Here is a 6,570-nt window from a genome sequence, read left to right on the forward strand (position 1 = left end):
TACCCCTGCGAAAAGGTGTTAATCGGTCTACCCCGGCGAAAAACGTCAAACCCGCATAAATAAAGGCTTTCAAAGAAAATCACGTCGAGAGCGTTTTACAACGATTAACACCGATGGTCACGGTCACGTCACGAAAACGCTTAAAAACAGTGGCTAAAAATAACCAATATTAACCCCTGCGAAAACATACTATCTGCCTAGATTAATCTTTCTCAAGTATAAAAGCGCACTAAAAATAAAGTTCCAAGTATTGGGAAAAGAGCAGGTTGTTTTGTCAAATAATAATATTTTGAGCTAGCAGCCAATAGCACGTAATCACTACTCTCACGAGAATAAAAATTTGATTAAGGCCGTTGTTTGGCCGTGTTGTAATAGGTGTTGGTTAGTGATGTTTAGCTAACATTGTTAACTTTCAGTACACAGCTGAAAACAAAAGAACTGTTAGTAGTTCTAATGCCAGTCAGTTAAGCTGACTGGCATTTTTTATAGGGATATTTCTGAGATTTTTTCTGACTTCTCCTGGGTAGTGTCTGTCAGGTTTTCTATTTGGCAATGTGAATAATCTAAGCGTATCTAACAGGTCCTGGTGACGGACTGGCAGTTTACTGGCATTGCGTATGGTCGCGGTGATGAAAAATGTGACAACGTGGCGCATGCACAAGTTGAAACTTAACATAGTGGGTGTCCGTTCATCTTGCTCCTTGGTTGCATCAATCATCACTATACGTACCAGATTGTAAGCCAGTAATAATCCCCATAGTTCCTGACGCACCATATCAAGCTTTTTACTGCGCAATGCATGATTTTCCTGGTGAAGTCCTTGTTTCATTTCTCTAAAACCCAGTTCAATTTCCCAACGCTGGGTGTAAACGTCAGTAATTCATCATAGGGATAGCGCAGTGGCTCAGTCAGTGAACTTAATACCCGATAGGTCTTGCCATGGGCAGTATACGTCGTTAAACGCGCTTCAATTTGCGCAGGGAGGTGTGCAAATTTCTTTCGGGCTTGAGGGCTTGTGGTTAAGGCAACAATGGCATCGTACTCATTGAGTTGTCGTATGACGTCAAACTGCAAATCTTTTCTTGCTGGCAGCATCCAGTGGGTATCTTGTCCACTATTTTGCCAGTCATATAACAATCCTAGCGAGTAATAGCCTCTATCAAACAGCGTTAATGAGTTATCGGGGGCAGACGGTATGAGACGTTGTGCCTGTGTCATTTCTCCGATTTGTCTGCCATCAAATTCGCTGTTAATCATCAAATGACTGTACAACTCCATCAGACAATACATGCGAATTTGTGGGTAACTGCTTTCACCATGATGATTGGTTTCACTGCCAAACGCAGTACGGTTTTCAATATTATCTTGCGTTCGATACATCACACCGTCAACGGCAAGCAGGTTTAAACCACACCATTGTTCAAATGATTGTGTCTCAAAAGTACGCTTCGCCAGCAGTTCAAAGCTGTGTCTTACTGCTTCATAACCTAAGCGTTGTCTGGCTTGTACTAGTGCACTGGTGGCAACCAGCTTGTTTTTCCCAGGGAGTGAAATATCCAGTTTGCTGGAAATATCCTACACCGTTTCATTGCGAAAAAAGCTCTCGCCAATGACTGACCACATGACGGCGTCCAGAGGCAAGCGCCGCCTGCGAACCGTTGCGACGCCAGAAAATTCGAAAGCCTGCTCAAGAATATCGGCATCGAGGAAGGTTTTAACTCTGTTGAGCTGTTTACTCCTTTCACCAATTACCTTGAAAGTTCCTGTTATTGAGCGACCGCTTATATGGATGACTCAAAGTGAGAGAGTTGAAATTTTACATAAGTTTGAGACTAACAGTAGGACTAACAAGTGTTTTGAAATTTTAAAGAGAGAGCTGATGCTTTTCCCCGACCAATTTAGTTAACGAGATTGAAAATATAAAAAAGTCACCTTTGCATTTGGAAAAGCAATACACAGAATTTCCGGAATTCATTGAACAGCAGTTCAATTATAGCGCGAATCATTATGGAAGAATCTTATGACCAGCTAAGTATTAATCCGCTCCCATTTGGCAGTAAACCCACCGGAATCAACTATAAGATGAATTTTGGTGGAATTCCCACCTCTACTCATCCCGATTGACTCATCGTAAGCGGTTGCAGCGCCGGTGCTATGCTGATGCGCCCTGACAATACTGCCATCAATAAATAACCAATCGGTGTCTGCATCACGAGATAAAACGCGAAATAATTCGTTCAAGATGTCTTTTTTCGACCACAAATTAAACCGCCTATAAATAGCACTCCACGCGCCAAAATAAGGTGGAAGGTCTCTCCATGGAATGCCGGTACGCATCTTATATAGTATGCCTTCGAGCGTTTTCCTATGCTCGGGTTCATTATAAATTCTACCAATGAGGTGCATGACTCTGGTTAGGACATCCCATGTTTCATCTGTTAACATTGATCTAGGCATGGAGGTTCGGTATAAAGTTTTCTTGGCGAATTTAATTATACCTTATCTTCATGCTGTTTATTTTTTATACCTGAAAGATCAACAAGCCCTAATGTAAAATAGCAGATTAAGGAAAGCGGCTTTGCCATTGCTTGACTTGGGGATGATTAGGCAATAGCACCGTTAAGGTTTTCAAAGCTTCTTGTATGCTGTTTGCGTCTTTTGTTTTATCTGCATATAGGCCCAAGCTGAACAGCAAATCCAATTGATTTGGCCAACGTTGATTGGCTTCCAGTAGTAAATTAACCGCTTCTTTAGTACGACCAATGGTGTCTAACGCAGACGCGGCTACATATGCATAATAGGCTTGCGCGTCATTCAATTTTGCCGCTGCTACCAGCCATTTTGCAGCTTGGTTATACTGTTTCTGCCGTACAAAATACAAACCATATTGATGTAATACATCTGCAAAATCCGGGTTAATTTTGACTGCGCGCGCTAAAACAGCTTGTTCTTTTTCACTGTTGGCCATTTGCCGCCAAAAATCCGCATATGCCAACATGGCCACTGGTAAATGAGGCGCTATTTTTAGTGCTTGTTCAAAATGCCGTTGCGCGTCAGTTGGCTTGCCTTTTGCCATGGCTATATGTGCCAGACTAATCTGCGAATTGGGGAAATCGGCGGTCAGCAACAAACTTTGTTGGTATTCTTCCAGCCCCGCCAGAATACGTGGCAAATCTTTGTGAGGTAACTGACTTAACCAGCCTGAAAAGGTGCTGGCAACATCAAAACGCACACTGCTATCCGGATCCTTAAACAAAGGTTCAAGCAAGGGAGTCACCTGCTCCACAGGCAACCTGCGCAATACATTAATAGCGCCACGACGTAGCAATGGCTCTTGGGCTTGCAAGTGTTCAACCGCTAAATTGACTGAGGCCTGAGTTGGTTGCAGATTAATCACATCAAGTAATTTTGCTGCCACCAGGGGCGTGACTTGAGTGAATTGCTGCTGAGCAAAAGCTACCTGCTTTTCAGGTGCCAATAAATGTATCGTTGACCAATGCCCTAAGCCATTTTTGGCCGATGCTGTGCGAGGCCATTGTTTGAGTTTATCGCTAACCCAACTGAGGCCTTGCTCTTGATGGCAATTAATACAGGCATTGGGCGAGTTAATAGCCGCAGATACGTCGGCATTGGGTATAACAAAACTGTGGTCACGCCGCTCATCAACCTGCATATAGGTGCGCTCTGGCATATGACAATTGACACACATAGCGCCCTGGGTATCCACTTTGTGTTGATGATGTTCAGGTACATCATAAGTGGAGGCATTATGGCACTGACTACAAAGTTGATTGCCCTCAAATCGAGGTTTTCCACTGTGTGGATTGTGGCAATTAGAACAAGTAACGCCTGCTTTAGCCATTTTACTTTGTAAAAACGAACCCATGACAAACACCTCGTCCTGAATCTGGCCATCATCAAAATATAAATTACTGCTCAACATATCAATGCGAAACGCCTGATGATAGTCAGGGCTGTTTGACTCGTTTTGTTGTTGCAAGGGCAGGCGCCGCGAGTGACAACTGGCACATTGTTGTAAATACTGCTCGTTACTTGGTGAGGCAAGATTAGCGATAGGGGCGTTGGCCGCAAAGGTAAATAGCGGTGCTGACGTGAGTTTTTCAGCAAAACCCCATTGTGGATCAAATTTTCCAGCTTGTGCTTGTTGTTGATGCTGTTGTCCTGCGCCATGGCAACTTTCACAGCCTACATTAAGTTCAGAAAACTGACTATTGTAGCTATGGGTATCAACCTCATATTGTTTTTGGAATCCGGTGGTATGGCATTCCGCACAGCGGCTATTCCAGTTTTGAAAATGCCGTTGCCAGAAAAACGGATGATCAGGTGTAATTGTTTCGTCGGGCTGTAAGTGATACCAGCGCTGACCGCCTTGCGCTTTTGCACGGCTGTCCCAGGCGATGTTAAAGGCCTGCAAATGTCCTTGCTCAGTTTGTAAAATATACTGCTGTAAAGGATTGAAACCAAAGGTGTACACTACTTTAAACGTTTGTTTTTCGGCGTTTTTATTTAGTGTTTCAACAAAGTAATCACCTTTGTCTTGAAAAAAACGTGATTGGATTTGATGAAATTCAACGCTGACATTATTGAAATCACCCAACACTGTTGTGTCGTTTGGCTTTTGCATGGCTTTATGATGATCAGAGCTTAACCACTGTTGATGCTCTGTTTGATGGCATCCTGCACAGGTATCAGAGCCTATATAGGTAGTAGAACTAGCACAAATCTTGATTGAAGAACCCAAACAAATAATAAAGAACCCCAACGATATAAATTTTTTCATATAACGAATAGCACCGATGACATTATTTTTAAAAAGAAAAAATCAAATGTAATGACTTGCCTAAATTTAAATTAACACTTTGATATTATATAAATAATATTAAATTTGGAGGTCAAAAAATTGGCTCCGCCAATGGTTTATCGAAGACCTTTGACTGATTGACGAATAACCAATTCAGGTTTAAATGCAGCCATTCTTGGTTGATTACCTGTGTGTTGCTGACTATTGGCTAAGGCTAATTCCGTAGCTTTTATGGCCATTTCTTCAATCGGATTATTGATGGTGGTTAATTTGGGTTTAATACACCTTGCTAGCATTAAATCGTCAAAACCTATCACTGACACATCATCTGGGACATTTATGCCCTGAGCATCTAACATCGATATTGCGCCGATTGCCATGGCATCGTTGTGAGCCAAAATAGCGCTGAATGGGATACCAGAAGCCAATAAGTTTTGCACTGCAACCCGGCCACCTTCGTAGGTCGCTTCTGCATGTTCAATTAATTGGATTGGCGGACTAAGTTGGCGTTGCTTTAAAAATGTTAAGGCCCCGGATAATCGATTGGTACTATTGGATAAATTATTGGGCGCATCGATGATGGCAATAGCGCTATGGCCTTGCGAGCAGATGTAATCGGCCATTAACTGGCCGCCCATTGCATCGTCCAGCCACACACAACGTTCGGCAATTTCATCTATATAACGATTAATCAGCACCAACCCTGGCACTTTTCTGGCAAATCCGATAAGTACATTATCTTCTAACGCTGAACTGTGAATAACCATGGCTTTATAACGATGCTCTAACAAGGTTTCAATTGCTCTTAGTTCCGTTTCCCTTTCAAAAGCGCCCGAATTCATAAAAATTTGCACATTTTTTAGGGTAGCAACCTGTTCAATGCCATGTGCCATAGCAGAAAAAAACGGATCGACTAAATCAGCCAATACGATACCAATTGAGGTGTTATTTTGATCATTGATGGCTTGAGCATTAGCGTTAGGCGAATAGCCCATGTCACGCATCACCTGTTTTATCCGTTCGCGCGTTTCTCGCCCGACTTTAGGACCATTATTAATGACGCGAGATACACTTGCTGGAGAGACTCCGGCAGCTCTAGCAATATCTTTTATATTTGGCATTTAACCCTTGATCCAGTTTGTCATTACAGCCCACTAACGCATTATTTGTTGTTTATCGGTAAAAGGATACTTAAGCAGGATCAGCAGTGAAACCCCATTTAAGCAAAAGGTGCCACCGGCTAAACAGATACGCATCCAAAACAAACTTTGCTCACTTTGTAACTCACCTAACCTGGCGTCAAATCCGATTATATTTAACAGCACGCCAGTGCCTAACATGGCACCTACAATACTAAAATTTACAAACTTATTTTGTGCCGCAACAAAATATCCCTGGTAACCATAACCTGATTGCTGTTTTGTTTTGGCACTCAAATCAGCCAACATAGTCGGTAAAATTGCCGCAATAGCAACAAAAGATGATGCGCCAAGTAGCGCATCAATGACAACCGCTGCTTGATTGCCTGGTACATAAATAAACCATTTGGCTAACGATCCCAGGGCACTGATAAAATAAATTCCAATCAAAGTAGCTATTTTGCCATAGCGCAACGCAATATAAGTGATAAGCGGTAGCAGCACTAAAGAAAACACCGCAAAACAACTCGACAAAATGCCTTTCCAATTAGCCCCTGCGGCCACATCGCCTGCCTGCACAAAATAAACCAATAAGTAGAAATCCAGGGC

The 6,570-nt window shown here is 42.5% G+C and carries 5 protein-coding genes and 2 pseudogenes; all 7 read right to left on the minus strand.

Annotation, left to right across the window (positions count from 1 at the left end):
• Window positions 1-460: 460 nt before the first annotated feature.
• Entirely contained in the window at window positions 461-829 is a 369-nt protein-coding gene (locus tag NWQ57_RS22600; RefSeq protein WP_306024456.1) for a hypothetical protein, read from the minus strand.
• Window positions 826-1,530, minus strand: coding sequence for an IS4 family transposase (locus tag NWQ57_RS22605; protein ID WP_372340965.1), 705 nt, complete (start codon window positions 1,528-1,530; stop codon window positions 826-828). The genes NWQ57_RS22600 and NWQ57_RS22605 overlap by 4 nt, the downstream gene beginning before the upstream one ends.
• Window positions 1,519-1,791: pseudogene (locus NWQ57_RS22720) on the minus strand (transposase domain-containing protein); the annotation flags it as partial. The pseudogene NWQ57_RS22720 and the gene NWQ57_RS22605, both read right to left, overlap by 12 nt.
• A 252-nt stretch (window positions 1,792-2,043) precedes the next feature.
• A pseudogene (locus NWQ57_RS22610) lies at window positions 2,044-2,457 on the minus strand (IS5 family transposase); the annotation flags it as partial.
• 106 nt (window positions 2,458-2,563) lie between these two features.
• Window positions 2,564-4,801 carry a tetratricopeptide repeat protein gene (locus NWQ57_RS22615; RefSeq protein WP_306024457.1) on the minus strand — a complete coding sequence of 746 codons (2,238 nt, stop codon included), beginning with the start codon at window positions 4,799-4,801 and terminating at the stop codon, window positions 2,564-2,566.
• 137 nt (window positions 4,802-4,938) lie between these two features.
• Complete coding sequence (locus NWQ57_RS22620) at window positions 4,939-5,943, minus strand: LacI family DNA-binding transcriptional regulator (protein WP_306024458.1); 1,005 nt, start codon at window positions 5,941-5,943, stop codon at window positions 4,939-4,941.
• Window positions 5,944-5,976: 33 nt separating this feature from the next.
• Window positions 5,977-6,570, minus strand: a 594-nt coding sequence (locus tag NWQ57_RS22625; RefSeq protein WP_306024459.1) for an MFS transporter, incomplete at its 5' end; no start/stop codon positions are given.

The sequence above is a fragment of the Paraglaciecola sp. genome, assembly GCF_030730205.1.
Taxonomy (GTDB): Bacteria; Pseudomonadota; Gammaproteobacteria; order Enterobacterales; family Alteromonadaceae; genus Paraglaciecola.

Excerpts from the sequence above, each read along its gene's own strand:
- NWQ57_RS22615 (WP_306024457.1), bottom strand. The coding sequence starts at position 4,801 with ATGAAAAAATTTATATCGTTGGGGTTCTTTATTATTTGTTTGGGTTCT.
- NWQ57_RS22600 (WP_306024456.1), bottom strand. The coding sequence starts at position 829 with ATGAAACAAGGACTTCACCAGGAAAATCATGCATTGCGCAGTAAAAAG.
- NWQ57_RS22620 (WP_306024458.1), bottom strand. The coding sequence starts at position 5,943 with ATGCCAAATATAAAAGATATTGCTAGAGCTGCCGGAGTCTCTCCAGCA.